Raw genomic sequence first — 20,029 nt, forward strand, 5'->3', positions numbered from 1 at the left:
TTATTAACGGTAATAAAAGGGCTGTGAAGGGATCACTTCAAATAGTTAGTTAAGTAGCGTTTTTGCAGTGTTAACGATATTTTCAGTGGTAAAGCCGAATAACTTGAATAGTTCATCGGCTGGCGCTGACTCTCCGAAGCTATTCATGCCAATAATGCGTCCAGAAAGCCCGACATATTTATACCAGTAATCTGCGATTCCTGCTTCAACCGCGATACGCGCAGTGACCGCTGCTGGTAAGACGGATTCTTGGTAAGAGGCATCTTGCTTATCAAAGAGATCGGTCGATGGCATCGATACCACGCGTACTTGATAACCAGCACGAGTGAGTTCGTGATAGGCATCGACGACGATACCCATTTCAGAACCCGTTGCGATAAGAATTAATTGTGCTGTGCCAGTGCAATCTTTTAATACATAGCCACCTTTAGCAATGTTAGCAACTTGGCTTGTTGTGCGTTCTTGCTGAGCTAAATTCTGACGAGAGAAAATTAATGCTGTTGGCGCATTTTTACGTTCAATTGCCAGTTTCCAAGCGACCGCTGATTCTACTTGGTCACATGGTCGCCAAGTGCTCATATTAGGGGTTAAGCGCAATGAGGCTATTTGTTCAACGGGTTGATGTGTCGGACCATCTTCACCAAGGCCAATTGAATCATGGGTATACACTTGAATGTTTTGAATTTTCATTAGTGCCGCCATACGCATTGCATTGCGCGCATATTCCATAAACATTAAGAAGGTTGCACCATAGGCAACAAAGCCACCGTGTAAGGCAATACCATTCATAATGGCAGTCATGCCAAATTCACGAACACCATAGTGTATGTAGTTACCGGAAAAATATTCTCTTGTTAAGGATTTAGAGCCTGACCACATGGTTAAATTTGAAGGTGCAAGGTCGGCAGATCCACCCATAAATTCTGGTAACATAACACCAAAGGCTTCAAGTGCATTTTGCGATGCTTTACGTGATGCAATATTTGCTGGCGTTGCTTGAAGATCCGCTATAATAGCCGTTGACTTCTCTTCCCAGTTTGCAGGAAGCTCGCCATTTACACGGCGTTTAAATTCTGCCGCTAGCTCTGGATACTGTGCTTGATAGGCGGCAAATTTCTCATCCCATGCTGTTTCTTTTGTTTTGCCAGCTTCTTTAGCATCCCATTTTGAGTATATATCCGCAGGGATTTCAAAGGGGCCATGTTGCCAATCTAATTTTTGACGTGTTGCTGCAATCTCTTCGGCACCTAATGGCGCGCCGTGACAGTCGTGCGTACCTGCTTTGTTTGGCGAACCAAAACCGATAATCGTTTTCGTACAGATAAGTGTGGGCTTACCCGTTTCTGCTTTCGCTGCTTCAATTGCCGCGTTAATGGCGTCTGCATCATGGCCATCTACCGCAGGAATAACATGCCAACCATAGGCGGCAAAACGTGCTGGCGTATCGTCTGAAAACCAACCTTCAACTTCACCATCAATGGATATTCCATTGTCATCCCAAAATGCAATGAGTTTACCAAGACCAAGTGTACCAGCGAGTGAACAGACTTCGTGAGAGATCCCCTCCATCATGCATCCATCACCCATAAATACGTAGGTGTTATGGTCAACGATGCTATGACCATCTTTGTTAAACTGTTCAGCAAGTGCACGTTCAGCCATTGCCATACCAACTGCATTGGCAATACCTTGACCAAGCGGTCCCGTTGTTGTTTCAATACCGGGAGCGTAACCATATTCAGGGTGACCCGGTGTTTTAGAGTGTAGTTGGCGGAAGTTTTTTAACTCATTGATTGGTAAATCATAACCAGTTAGGTGCAAGAGTGAATAGAGCAGCATTGAACCATGACCATTTGATAGTATGAAGCGGTCACGGTCTGCCCAGTTTGGATTATTCGGGTTATGATTAAGATGGTCTCGCCACAGTACTTCAGCGATATCAGCCATCCCCATTGGTGCACCAGGGTGACCTGAATTAGCTTTTTGTACTGCATCCATACTTAACGCGCGGATTGCGTTGGCTAGAATTTTTCGTTGCATATTGGTACCTATTTAAATTTTTTATAGAGCAAAAAAAGCGACTGAGGAGCCGCTTTATTATTGGAAGGGTTATATGAGATTAGCGATCATCGCTTCAAGTTTATCCTGATCAAGGGCAAAGTTGCGGATCCCGTCAGCGAGTTTTTCAACGGCCATCGGATCTTGATTGTGCTGCCACAAGAACTCTGCGTGAGTCATTTTTTTAGGACGATCTTTAAGTTCTACATTGGCGGTTAATTTTTCAGCAACGTCACCCTCGCTATCTTGCGATTCTTGTAATAATTGCGGGCTGATTGTTAGGCGGTCACAACCTGCTAATTCGAGGATCTCACCGACATTTCGGAAGCTTGCACCCATCACAACGGTTTTATAGCCATGTTCTTTGTAGTAGTTGTAGATATTAGAAACAGAGATAACGCCAGGATCTTCTGATGGCGCAAAGTCGTGACCTTGTTTGGCTTTGTACCAGTCCATAATGCGACCAACGAAGGGAGAGATAAGGAAAACACCGGCTTCGGCACATGCACGTGCTTGAGCAAAGGAGAACAACAGTGTTAGGTTACAGTTAATGCCTTCTTTTTCGAGGATCTCGGCAGCAAGAATACCTTCCCACGTCGAGGCAAGCTTAATTAAAATACGGTCATTTTGGATGCCTGCATCGTTATACATTTTAACTAACTGACGTGCTTTGATTACGCTGTTTTCTGTGTCATAGGATAAACGTGCATCGACTTCGGTAGAGATGCGTCCAGGGACTATTTTAAGTATTTCTTTACCAATATTAACCGCGAGCATATCGCAGGTATCAGTTACCTGTTGTGCTTTATCGTTGCTTTTAGATTTTGCATAGGCAATAGAGGAGTCGATAAGATATTTATAATCTTCTAATTGTGCCGCTTTTAAAATTAAAGATGGATTGGTTGTTGCGTCTTCTGGCTGGTACTTCGCAATTGCTTCAACGTCACCGGTATCCGCGACGACGGTAGTCAATCTACGAAGTTGTTCTAATTTATTGCTCATTTTTATTCCACCTTAATTTTTTGCTTGTACGACAGCTAATAGAATTTACAACAACCATAATGACTCACGTTGATAATGAACAAATGATTGCGCGTGTAACATTTGTTATAATAGTATTGTTTTTTTCCGTAAAAAGTCAATGAAGAAAATTATTTTTGTGATCTGTCTCTTTTTTTGTTGGTTGTTGTGATAATAGTGTGGGGTTGCGTTCGGAGAAATGCATAGAAGTTAGGCTTAAGGTATGCTTTTGAGCAGCTAGTTGATTCACGCTCTCTGCTAGTGAGGGAGCAATCCCCCATCTCTTGCGGATATTGGAAGGTGCTGTATGGTTAGGGGTTAATCTTCCATATTCAAAAGGGTCATTGCACAGCTCACGCTGGTCGCTAATATATCGATACTACCGGTGCGTAGTGCTCCCGCGATGGCTAAAGCCTTGCGTTCTTCACTTGCGATAGCGATGACATTTGGGATGCGTCGTAAGTCCTCTGTCCCTAAGCCAATCACTCGATTTCGTAGACGTGTATTAGCACTCTGACCATCTCTTTTAAAGAAGTCGAAACCACCAATATCACCAATAATTCCTTCGTTGATACGGGCTTCTGCAAACTCCTGTTGGGTAAACCACCCTAGCTTTATCATGTGGCTATTTTCATTCATGTCACCCACACCAACCAAGGCATAATCGGCATTTTTTGCCTGTTGTAATGTTTCAGAGATAGTATTATGAGTAAGGAAAACAGAGCGAGTATTGGCGTCATCGACATAGCCTGGGGCATATAATGTTTCGCTGGTACCGCCAAATTTTTTCGCCAGTTGGCGACAGATATGGTCGGCATTAATACTATCGCCGCTACGATGAGTGCCACCAATCGCACAAACAAATCGTGCATTGCGTTGTGTTACAAGTCCTACGTGGTCTGCAACGGCGGCGACATTTTGCCCTTGGCCAACGGCGACGGTGCTATTGTCTTTGAGATTGTTCGCCAGAAAGTTAGAGACGAGTACGGCAACCTGTTTACGCTGTTCTTGGTTGCTTGTTTGATCTAGGGCGATGAGGACACGTTTTAGTTTATATTTATCCATTAGGCGTTGCTCGAGTTGCGCGCTATAGATGGGGTGATAACGGACATTAATTTCAACAATTCCCTCTTCACGGGCTTTACGTAGCAGCCGGCCAATTTTAATTCGAGAGATGGAAAATTTTTTGGATATTTCTTCCTGAGTTGCGCCTTCTTGATAATAAAGCACCGCTATTTCGGTTAACATTTCATGATCATCAAGAGTAGGTGTTGCTGAAGAGAGATTTACTTGAGACATATTGATTACTCATTAGTTAATTAAATGGCTGTTCAAATGATAATTACGTGTTCATATGTTTACATAATTTACTGAAGTTTGCCAATAAAATAGCTCTGTGCAGCGAGGCAGTAACTTGTTATTTATTCTAACATGCATTATTGCTGTTTATCTTGCCATGCTTTGGCTTTATTAATTAATGGAATGATACTTGAGCCTTGTACTAAAATTGAGAACAGTACAGCAGAGTAGGTCATTACTAATATTATTTCGCGTACATCTATATTTTTTTCTGGGATAACGATAATCCCACTTGGGATGACCATCGCCATGGCTAGCGCTAAGCCTCCCCGTAATCCTCCCCAGGTTAAAATAGCGACGGAATAAGGGTTGTATTGTCGGAAAAGTTGGAATCCTAAATAGGGCAACATAATACTTAAGTAACGTGCACTTAATGTAAGTGGAATTGCAATCAGCATTAATATCCAATCTTCTTGATGAAAGGAGTATTCAAGCATACTAAGGCCAATGAGTAGAAAAAGAATGCCATTTAAAAATTCATCAACAAGCTCCCAGAAATGATCTAACAGTTGTCTACTCTCTTTAGAAAAGCGGTGATGCGTGTCCAGTTACCAATGATGATGCCTGCAACAACCATGGCTAATGGCCCAGATACCCCGATCATCCGGCAAAAACATAGCCAGCTGTAGGTATACCGATAGTTAATAGTAACTCCATGGAGTGATCATTTGTTGCGCTGATTAAATAGTGGAACAATAAACCTAGGGCACAGCCATAGATAATGCCGCCGATTGCTTCATGTAAGAATAATTCTCCCACACTGAGGAAAGTTGGTTCTGTACCTGAAAAGGCAATGCTATAGAGGGTGACGAAAATGACTAAGCCAAATCCATCATTAAATAATGATTCACCTTCAATTTGAGTTGAAATACGTTTCGGTGCCTTTAATTTTTTGACAATCGCTAATACAGCAATGGGGTCGGTTGGAGATATTAATGCGCCAAATAGTAGGCAATAGATGAGAGCAAATTGTAAACCAAGCAGATATTGGCAGATATAATAAAGCGCATATCCGATAAAGAAGGTTGAAAATAACGTAGCACCTAAAGCCAGTACCGAAATTTCCCATTTTTGATCCTTAAGGCTGCTGAGATTAATCCCTAATCCTCCAGCAAATAATAAAAACCCCAAAATACCGTCTAATAGAAAACTATTGAAATCAATTTTTAATAATTGCTCAGATGCAATGACTTTCAGGGAGGTAAAACCGTTATTGCCAGCAATGATGATCACAAGAGATAAAATCAATGCGCCAGCTGTAATCGCAATGGTATTTTGCAATTTGCCTATTTTGCTGTTTATAAAGGTAATTATCATTGCCGTCGCAGCAAGAAAGCAGATCGTTGCATAGCTTGTCATGTTAAATCTCATCGATGATATTGTGCATGGAATATAAAACGAAATGTTGTTTAATACTATAAATTTGATGATTTTGCTGAGGGGGCTATGACCAGAGTAACAATCTTAAGCTTGCGGGCGCATTTATTTAAATATTTTTTCAAGGAAAACACAAAAAAATTTGAGTAGGCATGATTTTTTTACGTCTTTGATATAAGATGTTTGCCAAGGGATTTATTGGATAAATTGATCTGTGTTTGACCTACACTATTATCAACGAGATTAATTTAAGATTCTTTAAGAAATCATACTCGTAAACTGGCAATGCTAGGCATTACTGAAGTGAACATTGTAATTGAATTTCTTGATGGTATCTGTGATTGGTAGCACCTTCTGGTGATCTACTTTAATTATTTAGTAGTTATAAAGGATATTAAAGAAATGAAAATGAAATTCATTGCTATTGCTGTTGCTAGCGCCATTCCAGCCTATTCTGCTTCAGCGGCAACCGTGTTTGAAAATGACGATACTACCTTAAACATTGGTGGACGAATCGAAGTCAGAGGAAATATTTCTGACGCGAATAAAGATGACGAGAATAAAGACAATGGTGGTAACTCTAATTCTTTTGATGATAAGTCTCGTGCACGATTATCGGTAGATGGTAAAAAAACAATTTCTAATGATGTGGCTTTTGTTGGTAAATATGAATTTGAACTGACGGAAAAAGATGACAACTCTAAAGACGATACCGAAATCAATACGCGTCATTTATATACTGGTGTAGAGTCGAGCCTAGGTAATCTTTACTATGGCCATCAAAACAATGCTCTAACATATCTAACCGATTGGACCGATATGGCAGAAGTGTATAGTGGTTATGTTAATGAATATACCGTTGCTAGTGCTGACCGAGCAAAGAATGTATTGCGTTACACCATCGCCACAGATTCAGGTCTGACTTTCCAAGTAAGTGGTAATTTTAATTCGGAATCTGAATACGATGCTAATCGTAGTGATGGTTATAGTACGGTACTAGCTTATAGTCTTCCAATGGGTGTTGAGCTAGGTATCGGTTATGCGTCTAGCGATGAAACTTACGGTAATGGTACTGATAAAGATACTTCAGATGCTTATATCTTAGCTGCTAGATATACGAATGAGAATGGGATATCGGCTGCTACAATGTATCAAGCTGGTAGTATTTCAAAATTAGGTATTAAAGATTCAGACTATAATGCCGTTGAGACATATCTAGGATATTCATTCGGTGACAACGCAATAAATTTAACTTATAACTACTTTTCTGCCGATGATATTGATGAGCTAGATATTCAATTTGTAGCCGCTGAATATGCGCGCTATTTCGGTAATGTTGCTTTGTATGGCAGTTACAAATATAACTTACTGGACAATGGTGATGGTGGTTATGGTGACAATGATAAAGACGAGCTTATGCTAGGTATGCGTTACGCATTCTAATTGTTGCTCATCGCTTAATTCGATGATAATCCCTCATCAACTCAGCGTTGATGAGGGGTGTTTAATAAGCACTAAATATTGCTATTATTTATTAATATCAACAATGACACGACCACGGACTTTACCTGAAATCAGGTCTCCTGCTACTTCAATCGCTTCACTCAAACTAATTTCATTAGAAATATCATCAAAGACTGTTGGCTCTAAAATATCAGCCAGACGTTGCCATGCTTCTAAGCGGTCTGCGGTTGGGCGCATGACACTATCAATACCTGCAAGAGTTACACCACGTAAAATAAAGGGAGCAACGCTTGAGGGGAAATCCATACCCTGTGCTAAACCACAAGCTGTAACTGTGCCACCATACTGCGTACTCGCGCAAACATTCGCTAAGGTATGACTACCAACCGTATCTACAGCACCAGCCCAACGTTCTCTCGCTAATGGACGACCTGGCTCTGATAATGTTGCGCGATCAATGATTTCAGCTGCACCCAATTTTGTTAGGTATGCGGCTTGATCAACACGACCCGTTGATGCAACCACTTTATAGCCCAATTTTGCTAAGATCGCGATGGCGAAACTACCAACGCCACCGTTAGCACCAGTCACTAAGATTTCCCCTTTATCCGGTGTCACGCCATTTTTTTCTAGAGCGATCACACACAGCATTGCCGTATAGCCTGCCGTGCCAATGGACATGGCTTGGCGAGGAGAGAAGGCTTTAGGTAGAGGGATTAACCATTCGCTTTTTAAACGTGCTTTTTCGGCCAAGCCACCACAGTGTGTTTCACCGACCCCATAACCATTAAGTAACACGCTGTCACCCACTTTAAATTTATCGCTATCACTTTGTTCAACAGTACCGACCAGATCAATGCCAGGGATCATTGGGAAGGTACGTACTACAGGACCCTTTCCTGTGATTGCTAATGCATCTTTGTAATTGAGCGTGCTATATGAAACCTTAACGGTAACATCACCAGCTGGCAGTACACTATCATCAATCTCTTTAACGGTAGCTCGGTAACCTTGCTCATCTTTTTCGATTAAAATACCTTGAAACATGTTTTTTCCTTATTTAGACCAGTCGTCTATTAATGGTTGAAAAAAATAATGGGGTAAAAATTATTTGGGTAAACCTGCGATAAAATTATTAAAATAAATATCTAGCGGCTTACTGTTTTCTACTAATCTTGCTCTGCTGACTGCGCCTTCCCAGCCAATCCAGAAATATTCCGCTAATTGGTCGCAATCTGCGTTGGTTGAAATATCGCCACACTTTTTGGCTTCTTTTAAACAGGTTGCCACACGCTGTTGCCAAGAGATAAATATATTAATTAAGATCGGCCTAAAGCTTTCTGGCAGTAAATCAACCTCTTGCCCTAGATTGCCGACTAAACATCCTCGCTTAAATTGATAACGACTCATGCCAATTTTAGCGCCTTCAACATAGTTATTAATGCGTGTTAATGGCGGGTAGGATTCATCTAATAAGCATGCATCTAGCTTCTTGATAAAATAGCTAGCATAGCTTTCTAGTACCGCTAAGCCAAATGCCTCTTTGCTGCTAAAATAGTGGTAAAAAGAGCCCTTTGGAACACCAACCTTTTTAAGGATAGCTTCAATTCCCGAGGAGGCAAAGCCACTTTCGGTTAATTGTTGCAGACCACTGCGAATTAATTCACTCTTGGTGTCGAGATTATCACGGGAAACTCTAGGGGGTCTTCCACGTCTTGTTTTAGTTGTTGATAAATTCATTTGTTAATAATAGACCGATCGTCTATTAAATTGCAAATGTTTTCTAAAAATAGTTTAGAGATAGGTAAGTTGCCCCTTAAAAATAGTGTTATATGCCGATGCTACTTCAAGATGCAAAGTCAGTAAGAAAAGAGTATCGAAATTGGGGGCATAAAATTGAAGTATAGTTTTTCTACATATAGAGTTTACTTTAATACAGGTTGGTGATCTTCTCTTTGCCCTAGCGGACGCTAATCGAAAACTAGTCCTGTGTTGTAACAGTCGAAAAGCGAATAACAATTACCGCTTGTTTTTTCTTGAAGTATAGGGGTGGACAGCTTTAATTTTGTTTGTTAGGTTAGGTTTTTTAAATTATTAGTGAAATGATTGTTATGAAAAGTATCTACAGATTGGTTTTTATCGCTAGTTTAAGCCTTGTTGGTTGCCAACAAAAAGAGAGCGACACTCAAGCGATTGCGTCACATAATGCGGCCGCCGAAATTCCCGATACACATTCAGCACGAACCTCGCTAGATTGGAACGGGATATACAAAGGAAATGTACCCTGTGATGACTGTGAGGGTATCGAGTTATTTGTGGAGTTAAAGCAGGACGGTACTTATATGTTGAGTAAAAGCTATCTCGGAAAAATGAGTGCCGCTGTTATGCAAGAAGGCCCCATTGTTTGGGATGGTAATATTATTGCCGTTGACGATTTACTCTTTCTTGTCGGAGAAAACCAATTATTTCTAGTTGATCAGCAAGGTACACGTATTGTTGATCAAGCTGGTTCCGCTTACTCTTTACATAAAGAGATTGAGTGACTTCTATGATAATGCCGGTGAGTTCGGCATTGTTCATGATATTTTATAGCTTTACATTTTCTGCTCACTTTCTAGTAGCGGTAGTAATATTTCAAAAACATTCCCATCTGTTGCATTGTAAGGCTGTAATTTGAAACTCCCTTGATGGCGTTTAACGATATCATCGGCAATTGACATACCTAAACCGGCTCCATCACCTTTACCGCTATCGCCCCTAAAGAATTTTTCAAATATCTTATCACGTATTACATCTGCTATTTGTTTACCGTTATCCATGATCAATATCTGTAAGCTTTTGCCATTTGCGATTGTGGCATCCGTGTGCATTTTTATTGTGATATCGCTTTTATCACCCGAATAGCGAATGGCATTGTCGATTAAATTGGTAAAAAGGATGGATAACAAAGTCGCGTTTCCATAGACAGTACAATGTTCAATCGGGAGTAAGGAGATATTTTGTTGGCGCTTAAGCGCAACAGGTGCTAAGTGGGCGATAACATCACGCAAAATGCTAGTTACATTAATTGGCGTACTTTGTAGATTTTGTTGAGACTCTATACGAGAGTACATGAGTAGCTGCTGAATGAGTCGATCTGTGCGGTTAATACCGCTAATAATATTGTTTAAATCGCTGCGTTGTTCACTGATATTATTACTATTAAGCGCATTTTCTGCATTTAAGCGCAAGATAGCGAGTGGGGTTTTTAATTCATGGGCGGCAGTACGAGTGAAGCGCTTTTCGCGTTCCCATGCTTTACTTAATTGCTCTAGTAAATAATTAAGTTGCTCCACTAAAGGGGTGAGTTCAACGCTGGAGTGCTGCATCATGATTGGCTCTAAATTATTGATATTCCTTAGGCTAACGGCTTCTTGTAATTGTGTTATTGGTTGTAAAAATTTATTCACTAGCAGTAATGTTGTCAGGGATAAAATAACAATCAATAACAGTTGCGGTAAGCTTGTCGATAGGGCTATTTCCATGATTGCTTCATTGCGTATAGACTGTTTCTCAGCAACTAACATATAAAGTTGGTGCTTATCATTGGGGATTTTTAGTAGAAAAGATCGCCATATTTGCTCGTGAAAGGTGAAATGATTAAATCCCATATTATCAAGGTCTGTTAATGCTTCATCAGGGGCTGTTGGGGATTTAAAAACAACCTTGTTATCTTGATAAAACTGAAAAATGAGGTTTTCTTCGTATATGTGTCCAAAATTTGTTTTTGGTGCTTTATGGTCTACCACATTTTGAATCCCTTTAAACCAATAGGCATATAGGTTTTCACCTTGTTCTGCAGGCATTGCTAGTATGTTGGGGATGGCTAATGCGAGCACTTTTGCTGATTCACCAAGGCGCGCATCATAGACTTCTGTTACTTCATCTTTGCTTTGTTGGACGATGAATGCCCATGAAATTAAAACCAAGAGGGTCGTTATGCTTATGCTACTAACGATTAAGCGTTTTTTTATCGAGATTAATTGACTGTTATTATTTTTCAATGAAATACCCAACGCCTCTAATATTTTTAATGATGCTATTATCTATTTTTTTGCGTAAATTATGAATATGTACTTCGATAGCATTGTCACTGGCTAGTTCATCCCAGCCGTGTAATGCTTGTTGTAGGTGTTCTTTGCTTAATACTCGCCCTGCCTTGGTGACAAGGGTGGCGAGTAGTTTAAATTCATTATTAGTCAGCTTTATCTCTTTACCGAGATAGTTCACGCGGTTGTTGGCCAGTGAAATGGTTAATCCCGCTATTTCAATGGTCGATTCCGTATTACCTGATATGCGCCGAATCAACATCCGTAAGCGGGCTAGTAACTCTTCCAGTGCAAAGGGTTTGGTTAGGTAATCATCTGCGCCACCATCTAGTCCTTTTACACGATCATCTATCTCATCCCTTGCTGTTAAAATCAATACTGGTAATGTATGACCCGCCTTACGGATTTTGTGTAATAGATCTAAGCCATCGCAATCGGGTAGGGTTAAATCGAGAATGATAGCCATGACATTTTCTGTGTTAAGGATAGCTTCAACACCATTACCTAATTGTAACCAATCGACGGTATACCCATGTCGACTTAGTGAGGTGACCATAGACTCACCAAGTAGATGGTCATCTTCAACTAAGAGAAGTCGCATTAATTTAGCTCCTTAAGTTTGTTGTTAATTTCTTGCATACGGCCTTTGTCTGCGATTGCTCGATTAGGTCGAGGCTCTGCTTGTTGTGCTTGTTTAAAGTATTTGATTGCTTCTGCTTTTCTACCATCTTCCTTTAAAAAATCAGCATAAAAATAGTTTGGATCAATACCCAGTGGATTAATTATTAATGCTTTTTTAAGCATTTTTTCTGCTTTCTCATCATCGCCAAAGCCAATCGGCCAACCCGGTACTTGATAGTATAGCGAACCTAAACTGGTATAGGCGGAGCCATGCAGTACATAGGGATCGCTTTCTATCACTTCTTCTAAAAGTTGCTTGGCTTTTTTGACTAAGGATAATGCACCTAAGCCGCCCTTAACACCAGCGAGTGAACTATTGTTGATGGCTAACCAGACTTTTAGTTCGTTACTGTTAGGCGCTGCTTTCAACGCCTCTTCATTGGCCATTATATTCTTTTCTAGGCAGCTAGTTTTGAGATCTTCGCCGCTTATTTGATATTGGCAATTTGCCCATTCTTGTTGAATGTTAAGCAGTATCTCTTCTGCTGTTTGCGCATGGCTTATATTACTTGCCAATATGAGGGTTAAGCCAAGCAATGCATTCATTCTCTTTACTGTTTTCATTATTATCACTCCCGTTGTTAATGTGCCTTAGCAAGGCTTTCACTAATAATCTTTTTTTGTTTGTAAATAGATGCGGAAACTAAGTTTGGAAAGAGTTGATTGATGCGTACAAATAATTTTTCTGGCCAACCAATCCAAGCTACTTTTGTTTCGTTTTGCAGTGTTTGTAATACCTCTAGGGCAACTCGTTCAGGGGTATCGACGCTATTGCCTAATGCCTGATTGAGATCCCTGACGCGTTGATCATTTAACGCCGTGTTGGTGGCGCGAGGGGCAATAAATAGCATCTGTTGACCACTCCCCTGTAATTCGCGTTGCATTGCTTCTGTGAAACGGTGGAGTGCTGCTTTGGTTGCGCAGTAAGTAGCGTAACCGGGATAACCGATAGCGGCGAAGGTCGAACCGATATTTACGATGATACCGTTATCAGGCAACCAAGTAAGTGCATACTTACTTAGTGATATTGGTGCACTGATATTGATGGCTATCTCTTGCTCGATTGATTCGATGGTACGTTGAGCAAGGTAATCGAAGGTATTACAGCCAGCATTATTAATCACAATATCGATATGAATTCCCTCATCAATATATGAGAGGCATTCCTTGTTAACGGTTTTTAGACCTTCGCTACAGCTAATATCGGCTTCAATTGATAGATAGTTACTTGTTGCTGGTAACTGCTCGATTAATTGATCTAGCTTGTTTTGTTGGCGCCCGACTAAAATGAGGTGACAGCCAGCCGAGACCAAACTAAGGCAAAGCGCATGACCAATGCCACCCGTTGCCCCCGTTATTAAGACGCGTTTATCCTTAAGCTTCATGACAAACCTCAACAACTGTTATTGTCTCGCTACTGGTTGGAAGGGCTGCGAGCATCTGACTGTAAAGTTTGAATACCATGTTAGCGCCATCAATAATCGCTTGTTGATCCGCTTTGTCGCTAATTTTATTGACTAAGGAAGCGAAGAGTTTGATGTGTTCTTGGTCTAAGGTGCTGTGTGATGTGAGATAGCTCATCGCTGCATCGGGGAGATTAAGTTTTTGTTGTACTAATTCAGCAATTTTTCCTCCAACATTGACGCTGGTGCCTTCTAATACCCAGACCATACCTAAAAATGCGAGAGGATTTTTACGGTCAATCTGATGGTAAAGGTATGCCACCATTAACTCAATACCACTCCCTACTTTGCCCGTTCCTTGATTATTTCGCACCAGTTTGGCATCGAAACCGCAGGCGTTGATATCATTTAAAATCCACTCATGATGGCCTTTTTCCTCTTCAATATATTGTGCCAAGGCGCTACGCAACCACTCGTAGTTTTCACTTAAACGAGAGCCACATGCCATTAATAGTGGCACGGTATGTTTTACATGGTGGTAAGCCTGCGTTAAAAAGGCATAGTAGCTTTGCAAGGATATTTCACCACGCTGACAGGCTGCAAAAATCGGCTGTTGGTACATTTTTTGTTGTTCTATTGCCGTGGCTTCTTGTAATTGAGTGAAGAAGTCACTTGTTGGTTGCATATTGTTTTGCATGGCTTTTTCCTTAATTGATATAAGTTTTACCGAGTTTGGTCGCGCGATGGAATGGTCTATCATCGGCGTAAACAGGTTGCTGAAGTTGTTGCGCATAGGGCGACCATTGGCGGTCAATAGTTGTGGATATTGCGTAAACGGTGCGCTCATCACCAAGGTCGCTATTTGTGCATAATCAGGTAGTGAGTTGTTGAGCTTTTTAATTGCCGCTATCGTGCTTTGTTGCTCGCTATGTTGTGCTGCAACAATCGCAGTTAAGCTCTCCTGTGCATCACCGATGATGACAATTTGTTGTAATTCAGAGTGATTATGTGCCTCTGACTCAATCCACTCTGGTGAAATGTTGCGTCCGTAACTGGTGATTAATAAATTACTTTTTCTTCCCGTAATATGTAAATAGTTGTCTTTGTCGAGGTAGCCGATATCGCCTGTGTGAATGCTATTTTTCGTTGCTTGTTCTCCTAGATAGCCCAACATAGTCGCTTCGCTCACGATTATTTCACCATCAGCGGCAACGCTGACATTGCAATGCGCTAGCGGTTGACCACAACTTCCTAGCTTATTATGGGCATGTGAGTTTAAGCTGACCACCGAACCACATTCGGATAATCCATAACCTTCATAGGCAGGAATTCCCAACGCCAATGCTTTTTGCATTATCGCTTCTGATACATGTGCGCCGCCGACGGCTACAAATTTGAGTGTGCTAATAAGTTGTGGTTGCTGCATAGCAATTTGAATCAATACCTGCAATAAAGCAGGCGTTAAGACTAAGCTATGCGGTTTTTCACGTTGCAGTATTTGACAAAAAACGGTTACATCAAATTTGCTAGAGCCTTGCAATCCTACTTTTTCTCCACTGTAGATGACGCTACAGACACCCATCTGTAAAGGCACGTAAATACCGGTAATATTTTCAAGTAGGGTTGATAGAGGTAAGAGAACTAGATGAGACAAGGGTTTATCGTCATTATTGATAGTAGAAATTAATGACTGAGTTACTTTTTGTAGGTGTGATTGGCTCAAACAGACGCCTTTAGGGGAGCCCGTCGATCCAGAGGTAAAGGTGATTTTATTGGTTTCTGCAAATAATGGGGCGAAGCTACCTTGCTTCGTTACCTTGTAACCATTGAGATAGGAGAAATTGATGGCTTTCTCACCAGCAATGTGTGGCCAATCGCCAATCAGTGTATCTATATTTGCTGAATTTAAAATATGGTCAACTTGTTGTTCACTGAAAAACATCGGGATAGGAATAACGGTGATATTCGCTAACAATGCCGCTAAATCGATGATAGCCCAATCGATGCTATTCTCTGCGCGTAACGCAATACATTGACAATCATTACTGATTAATTTCTGCTCTGTTAGTTTTATCTCTTGCCACAGTTGTGAGTAAGTTAATTGCACTGTTTCGAGGCTGCGTGTGGAACTGCCGCGTAACGCAATGTTATTGGGCGTGTTGTGTGCAAAAAAGGCGATGTTTTTTAACAGGATATTCATGATGTTTTTACTCGTGATTGACGTTGGCAAAGCTGCTCGTAGCGAGCAATTAGTTGAGTCAAACCTACTTTTAAATTACCGGCTGATACACGTGGATGTGTATGGTAATAAGTTCCCCAAGTCGTTTCTGTATTAGCTATTTTTGTTTGGTCGGCCATCGATAGCACGGTGGGGGTTAACCCTAAGTGCACCATCATCGCGTATAGGGGATATTTGTCGCGGTAAAAATGCACCACTCGAAACCTTGCTCGGTAAGATGCTTAGCCATTAACAGGAAGTGCAGGGGAGATATACCTTTAGAGAAGCTCGCCAATTGACCAAATTCAATGAGATTTGAACGTGCTATCACTTGTGCAAATTGTTTCGCCATAATTTGCTCGGCGGGTTGTGCTAAGTATTGTTCAAGAAATAGCGGCTCATCGCTCGCAATACGGTAGCCGCAAACTGAAAGCAATTCTCCATTTTCCGAGTAGATTGCTAAAAATGTCGGCATAAATTCAGTGATCTTTGCCGTAAATGCAAGTTCGTAGCGACAGGCGACATAGCGCTCAACCTCCTGACGTAAGGGGTGAGAGCAATCAATCACTTTTAATGTAACGGGCTGTGTGAGTTTCATTTTCTTACCCTCTTTTGGATATCTAAATTAACTTTAGAGGGCAAGACTTAAGATAAACTTAAGATAAGTAAAAAATAATGATTATTTTAAAGCGATTAGCTGCGGCGCCCAGGGTGAGTTGTAAGTGGAAGTCTTAGAAGCTATTTTTGCCATTGCTTTTATAGGGAGATAAAAATAATTTGCCATCTTCAAGTGCGCCAATGTCATAAAATTGCGGCAAATTGAAGTTAATCTGTTCATCTAAATCATTACTAGGATTATTGGATGCATAGAAGCGATTTACATTTTGCACTAAATCATCTTTGCTGCCAGAAAAATGATGGAAGGTCTCTATCTCATTATCTGCATTGGCAATATAGACATTGAATCCACCATGATAATTTTCGAAGAAAAATTGGATAAGCCCATCACTAATATGAGATTCGATAATTTCAGCAGTCTCAGTAAAGTGGGTGTTTTTTAGGTTAATGGCGCTGGTGGATAATTTTTTATTGGATATGTGGCTATAAATATCCACGGTGCTTTCTAGGTGTTGTAGCGTGACCCCTGTGCGCTCGAAGTAAAATGCAAATTTTCGTCCGCGGGTCCATAATGTTTGTACTGAACGTTGTGCTATTGAGTCTAAACGTAATTGTATATATTCATTGAGTTTTTTATAAAATGCTTGGCTAATTTGTTGAGTAAAATAACGACTATAACAAAAAATATCGATTTGCTCAGGGGGGCGAGCCTCTTGATGCATCTTACCTAAAATAGTCGTCAGAGCATCTACGACAGCGAATTCATTGTCAAAGTGCAGGCTACGCACTTCATTCCAAGAGTTGCGATAAATAAGATCAATGCTGCCGATCAAGCACTCTTTATGTTCTCCACATGAAAATACATCGTCAATTTGATTCAGTACGCTCTCTTGGGTATCTTGCCAGTGCCGAGTTGGATCTTTTTCGACATTTAAAAAGATAGTAAGGTGTTTTATTTCACAAGGTCGGCTGAGGGCTTGATTACTTGCTTTGGGAACATAAATAGGGAAAATAGAATGCAGATCCTGAATAAACTGATTCAGTTTTTGCTCTACAAGATCGGAGCCTTGATTATATAGATGTAATCTGGTTTCTTCATCATATAAGCCATTCATATGGCACCAAGAGATTAATTTCGATATATATTTGGCGTGCATTAATTTGGGCGTTTGCATTAACGCATTATTTTCAATAGGGCAATTGTATAGGTACCAACCCGCCGGATTTGTTCTGTTTTCTGGAACTTGAATAAAACTAAGATCTGGTTCAAAAAGGTCGGGTGAAATATTGGGATTAATTAGATCCACTTTCCCTGGTAATGTTTCATGAGCTGCGTAGAGTTTGCGCGATAAAATACCCAGGTCTTCTGCGCTAATCGATTCTGATATATTGTTGTCTCTCGCAAAGCTTAGTAATTTCCGGTAACTCCCCATCAGTGTTTCTAATAAGACATCTTTTGCTTTACTAACCTCTGAGACCTTCCAGTTTTTACGATTGTCCAAATAGGCTATCTCTTGATCATTCCAGCCCCATTGCTTAACAAATTTGCTAACAATTGAGCGTCGCCAAGCATTGTTATCGTGTATCTCTTTCTTGGATAAGTTTTCTTCCGTTTTGAGGTAAAAACAGGCTCTTACGACTTCAAGCCGCTTGCTGTCATTAATACTCATTAAATAGGAAGTAACTTTATTGAGCATTAAGCAATAGGGATCTAGGTTTTCATCGTAATAAGTTTGTTCTTGGAAGGTTTTTTTGTAAGACATCGCAATCAGTTCAGTATTCGGATACTCCCAAGAATATGCTTCCATCAAAATTGTTTTTAGTACGGCTTTATAAGGATTATCGATGCCTTTATATAATTGCCAAAGTGTGGCACCAAAATACTCTTCTGCGGGAATGCGATGGAATCCGCCTAAGTCTAACCAGTCTTGTGGATTTAACTCGCCACTTTCATATAAGCTTTTTACATACTGATCGTAATTTTGCTCGTGTTCAAAGGGAATTTGTCGCCACAGTATTCTTTTTCCTGCTATATGTAATGCGGTACGGTAGAACTCATCAAGCAGCAACATATGCTGCGATGAACCACATGCATCGTAGGTCATATTGGCATCATTATCGACGCGAAATTTATTATCAGGTATTAAAAAAAAGTTTAACTCAACATTAAAGTTATTTGCCCAGTGGGTGATATTCCATGCTTTTTCATTTAATAATTTTATTCGTTCAGGTTCAAGCTGATGTGGATAGCAAATCCAAATATCGAAGTCACTTTCAGAGCTTTGTCCGACAGATGACGTACTACCCATCGCATATAAACCAATGAGGTCGTTAATATTAGAAGTTTTAACGGGTAATTCTACTTCTAGGAAATTCGCTAAAATATCCCTATGTTTATCTGTTATTTCATATAAGTGTATTCCAGTTGGAACATCTCCATCAATATAACCGGGTAATGTCGGATGATTAAAATGAAATAATAGTGGGAAAGTTTGAAAAACATTGATCTCTTCTTCATTCATTAATACTTGTGCTGATTGTATCCGTAAGCGATTAAATTGATCGGCTTTTTGACATAATCTTTTAATTTCGTGATTCAATAGGGAACCTTTTGCATACAGATAAATATAACAAACGGAAAAAGAGCATTGATTGTAGCACTGTTAGTGAGATGGGGAAACATGCACAAATTTATTTATATTCGTCATATCCCCCCACGTTGGTTGTTATAAGTAATGCAAATATTTTACTCTTCAGCTAATTGGTAGGGAAGGGGGGCGCAATATAAAGTTGAGCCTTCAATTTCTTGAACTTGATATATATCATCGTCGTTATAATCGTTTGGCAAAACCGCAAGTACTTCGATATGCCCATCTCCATATTGACATCCAGATATAATGGTGCCGATACGCTTCCAATTGTTATTGACTAATACTTGGACATTATCTCCGACTTCAGGTGCTTTGCTAGCACGACCAGTGAGGATAAATAGGGCGCGTTTGTTGATTCCACGATATTTTGCTCGAGCGATCGTCTCTTGCCCAATGTAGCAACCTTTACTAAAGCTTATGCCGTTAAGCGCTTGTAGATTAAGCATCTGCGGAATAAACAAGCCTGATGTTTTTTCTTCTATGAAAGCAACACCAGATGCAATATTCATGGCATTCCATAAACTATCATCAAAAACCGCGGCTTGTTCCTTAAGATCGCTAATTAGCTCTTCGGCCTGTTGATTTTTTAAAATAGCGAGGTAACGTAGCGATGGATAGGGCTGTTTAACTAAAATGCCATTTTCTGTGAGTCGGCTTTCATCGTGTGTTGCCGCAACACCTAATTGTTTGGCAATATATTCTGCAGATTTTCGTCCAGCCAGACCGATTGCTTGATATTCAGTTTCTTTGCTTATTTCAACTTTAGAAAATGTGCCATATTTTTGCAGTTCTGGTAGTTGTGTGGCTGTCACTGAGCTTGGTTGGGTAAGCAAAATGCGATCTTCTAATACAAGGATCCGAAGAATACTCCACACTTTTCCCTGTGGATTACATTGAGCAGCGAGTGTTTGTTGTCCCGGTTTTAGGTTAGCTATATCGCAAGTCAGTTGCCCTTGTAGAAAGGTCACGCGGTCTTCACCTGATACTCGGATTAAATCCCAATGTTCAAGTGGGCATAAAACTAAATCGGGTAGTTGGCTAATATTGTTCAGTTGACTAAGTGTTAGCATTTAGGGCCTCTTTCATACAGTT

16 protein-coding genes and 1 pseudogene are annotated in these 20,029 nt (G+C 40.4%); 2 read left to right on the top strand and 15 right to left on the bottom strand.

Features of this window, described 5'->3' with window-relative positions; genetic code table 11:
- Positions 1-45 precede the first annotated feature (45 nt).
- The 4 genes and pseudogenes from tkt to AB1A03_RS03110 all read right to left on the bottom strand — a co-directional run bounded on the left by tkt (position 46) and on the right by AB1A03_RS03110 (position 5,796).
- Entirely contained in the window at positions 46-2,040 is a 1,995-nt protein-coding gene (gene tkt / locus AB1A03_RS03095) for a transketolase (protein ID WP_354623116.1), read from the bottom strand.
- Positions 2,041-2,109: 69 nt separating this feature from the next.
- Positions 2,110-3,060, bottom strand: coding sequence for a transaldolase (tal, locus tag AB1A03_RS03100; protein WP_354623117.1), 951 nt, complete (start codon positions 3,058-3,060; stop codon positions 2,110-2,112).
- 336 nt (positions 3,061-3,396) lie between these two features.
- The gene (locus tag AB1A03_RS03105; RefSeq protein ID WP_354623118.1) at positions 3,397-4,377 is read right to left on the bottom strand and encodes a sugar-binding transcriptional regulator; all 981 of its coding nucleotides are present in this window, start codon (positions 4,375-4,377) and stop codon (positions 3,397-3,399) included.
- 137 nt (positions 4,378-4,514) lie between these two features.
- Positions 4,515-5,796 (bottom strand): annotated as a pseudogene (locus tag AB1A03_RS03110) (cation:proton antiporter).
- A 420-nt stretch (positions 5,797-6,216) separates the two neighbouring features.
- Between AB1A03_RS03110 and AB1A03_RS03115 the strand changes: the two are divergent.
- Positions 6,217-7,257, top strand: coding sequence for a porin (locus AB1A03_RS03115; protein ID WP_354623119.1), 1,041 nt, complete (start codon positions 6,217-6,219; stop codon positions 7,255-7,257).
- Positions 7,258-7,341: 84 nt separating this feature from the next.
- Here AB1A03_RS03115 and acuI read toward each other — a convergent pair whose 3' ends face one another.
- Positions 7,342-8,325 carry an acrylyl-CoA reductase (NADPH) gene (acuI, locus tag AB1A03_RS03120; protein ID WP_354623120.1) on the bottom strand — a complete coding sequence of 328 codons (984 nt, stop codon included), beginning with the start codon at positions 8,323-8,325 and terminating at the stop codon, positions 7,342-7,344.
- A 60-nt stretch (positions 8,326-8,385) separates the two neighbouring features.
- A complete protein-coding gene (acuR, locus tag AB1A03_RS03125; protein ID WP_354623121.1) occupies positions 8,386-9,018 on the bottom strand; it encodes an acrylate utilization transcriptional regulator AcuR in 633 nt (210 codons plus the stop codon).
- Positions 9,019-9,389: 371 nt separating this feature from the next.
- On the opposite strand from acuR, the gene AB1A03_RS03130 reads away from it, so the two are divergent.
- Entirely contained in the window at positions 9,390-9,821 is a 432-nt protein-coding gene (locus tag AB1A03_RS03130) for a copper resistance protein NlpE (RefSeq protein ID WP_354623122.1), read from the top strand.
- Between the two features lie 51 nt (positions 9,822-9,872).
- Here the strand turns inward: AB1A03_RS03130 and AB1A03_RS03135 are convergent, their stop codons facing one another.
- From AB1A03_RS03135 to ygfZ, 9 genes are all read right to left on the bottom strand, one after another.
- Positions 9,873-11,321, bottom strand: coding sequence for an ATP-binding protein (locus AB1A03_RS03135; protein WP_354623123.1), 1,449 nt, complete (start codon positions 11,319-11,321; stop codon positions 9,873-9,875).
- A complete protein-coding gene (locus tag AB1A03_RS03140; protein WP_354623124.1) occupies positions 11,311-11,967 on the bottom strand; it encodes a response regulator in 657 nt (218 codons plus the stop codon). The genes AB1A03_RS03135 and AB1A03_RS03140 overlap by 11 nt, the downstream gene beginning before the upstream one ends.
- Positions 11,967-12,611: a tetratricopeptide repeat protein gene (locus AB1A03_RS03145; RefSeq protein ID WP_354623125.1), complete on the bottom strand. Its 645-nt coding sequence runs from the start codon at positions 12,609-12,611 to the stop codon at positions 11,967-11,969. Before AB1A03_RS03145 ends, AB1A03_RS03140 begins: the two co-directional genes overlap by 1 nt.
- A gap of 17 nt (positions 12,612-12,628) precedes the next feature.
- The gene (locus AB1A03_RS03150) at positions 12,629-13,432 is read right to left on the bottom strand and encodes an SDR family oxidoreductase (RefSeq protein ID WP_354623126.1); all 804 of its coding nucleotides are present in this window, start codon (positions 13,430-13,432) and stop codon (positions 12,629-12,631) included.
- Entirely contained in the window at positions 13,422-15,650 is a 2,229-nt protein-coding gene (locus AB1A03_RS03155; RefSeq protein WP_354623127.1) for an AMP-binding protein, read from the bottom strand. The genes AB1A03_RS03150 and AB1A03_RS03155 overlap by 11 nt, the downstream gene beginning before the upstream one ends.
- A complete protein-coding gene (locus AB1A03_RS03160; RefSeq protein WP_354623128.1) occupies positions 15,647-15,808 on the bottom strand; it encodes a thermostable hemolysin in 162 nt (53 codons plus the stop codon). The genes AB1A03_RS03155 and AB1A03_RS03160 overlap by 4 nt, the downstream gene beginning before the upstream one ends.
- Positions 15,809-15,843: 35 nt before the next feature.
- Positions 15,844-16,266: a thermostable hemolysin gene (locus tag AB1A03_RS03165; RefSeq protein ID WP_354623129.1), complete on the bottom strand. Its 423-nt coding sequence runs from the start codon at positions 16,264-16,266 to the stop codon at positions 15,844-15,846.
- A gap of 133 nt (positions 16,267-16,399) precedes the next feature.
- A complete protein-coding gene (locus AB1A03_RS03170; RefSeq protein ID WP_354623130.1) occupies positions 16,400-18,886 on the bottom strand; it encodes a class I adenylate cyclase in 2,487 nt (828 codons plus the stop codon).
- A 146-nt stretch (positions 18,887-19,032) separates the two neighbouring features.
- A complete protein-coding gene (gene ygfZ / locus AB1A03_RS03175; protein ID WP_354623131.1) occupies positions 19,033-20,007 on the bottom strand; it encodes a tRNA-modifying protein YgfZ in 975 nt (324 codons plus the stop codon).
- Positions 20,008-20,029 lie beyond the last annotated feature (22 nt).

It is taken from the genome of Psychromonas sp. MME2 (assembly GCF_040566515.1).
In the GTDB taxonomy this organism is placed as follows: domain Bacteria; phylum Pseudomonadota; class Gammaproteobacteria; order Enterobacterales; family Psychromonadaceae; genus Psychromonas.

Excerpts from the sequence above, each read along its gene's own strand:
- AB1A03_RS03105 (WP_354623118.1), bottom strand. The coding sequence starts at position 4,377 with ATGTCTCAAGTAAATCTCTCTTCAGCAACACCTACTCTTGATGATCAT.
- AB1A03_RS03150 (WP_354623126.1), bottom strand. The coding sequence starts at position 13,432 with ATGAAGCTTAAGGATAAACGCGTCTTAATAACGGGGGCAACGGGTGGC.
- AB1A03_RS03160 (WP_354623128.1), bottom strand. The coding sequence starts at position 15,808 with ATGGCCGACCAAACAAAAATAGCTAATACAGAAACGACTTGGGGAACT.
- AB1A03_RS03145 (WP_354623125.1), bottom strand. The coding sequence starts at position 12,611 with ATGAAAACAGTAAAGAGAATGAATGCATTGCTTGGCTTAACCCTCATA.
- acuI (WP_354623120.1), bottom strand. The coding sequence starts at position 8,325 with ATGTTTCAAGGTATTTTAATCGAAAAAGATGAGCAAGGTTACCGAGCT.
- tkt (WP_354623116.1), bottom strand. The coding sequence starts at position 2,040 with ATGCAACGAAAAATTCTAGCCAACGCAATCCGCGCGTTAAGTATGGAT.
- AB1A03_RS03115 (WP_354623119.1), top strand. The coding sequence starts at position 6,217 with ATGAAAATGAAATTCATTGCTATTGCTGTTGCTAGCGCCATTCCAGCC.
- AB1A03_RS03165 (WP_354623129.1), bottom strand. The coding sequence starts at position 16,266 with ATGAAACTCACACAGCCCGTTACATTAAAAGTGATTGATTGCTCTCAC.
- acuR (WP_354623121.1), bottom strand. The coding sequence starts at position 9,018 with ATGAATTTATCAACAACTAAAACAAGACGTGGAAGACCCCCTAGAGTT.
- AB1A03_RS03155 (WP_354623127.1), bottom strand. The coding sequence starts at position 15,650 with ATGAATATCCTGTTAAAAAACATCGCCTTTTTTGCACACAACACGCCC.
- AB1A03_RS03140 (WP_354623124.1), bottom strand. The coding sequence starts at position 11,967 with ATGCGACTTCTCTTAGTTGAAGATGACCATCTACTTGGTGAGTCTATG.
- AB1A03_RS03130 (WP_354623122.1), top strand. The coding sequence starts at position 9,390 with ATGAAAAGTATCTACAGATTGGTTTTTATCGCTAGTTTAAGCCTTGTT.
- ygfZ (WP_354623131.1), bottom strand. The coding sequence starts at position 20,007 with ATGCTAACACTTAGTCAACTGAACAATATTAGCCAACTACCCGATTTA.
- tal (WP_354623117.1), bottom strand. The coding sequence starts at position 3,060 with ATGAGCAATAAATTAGAACAACTTCGTAGATTGACTACCGTCGTCGCG.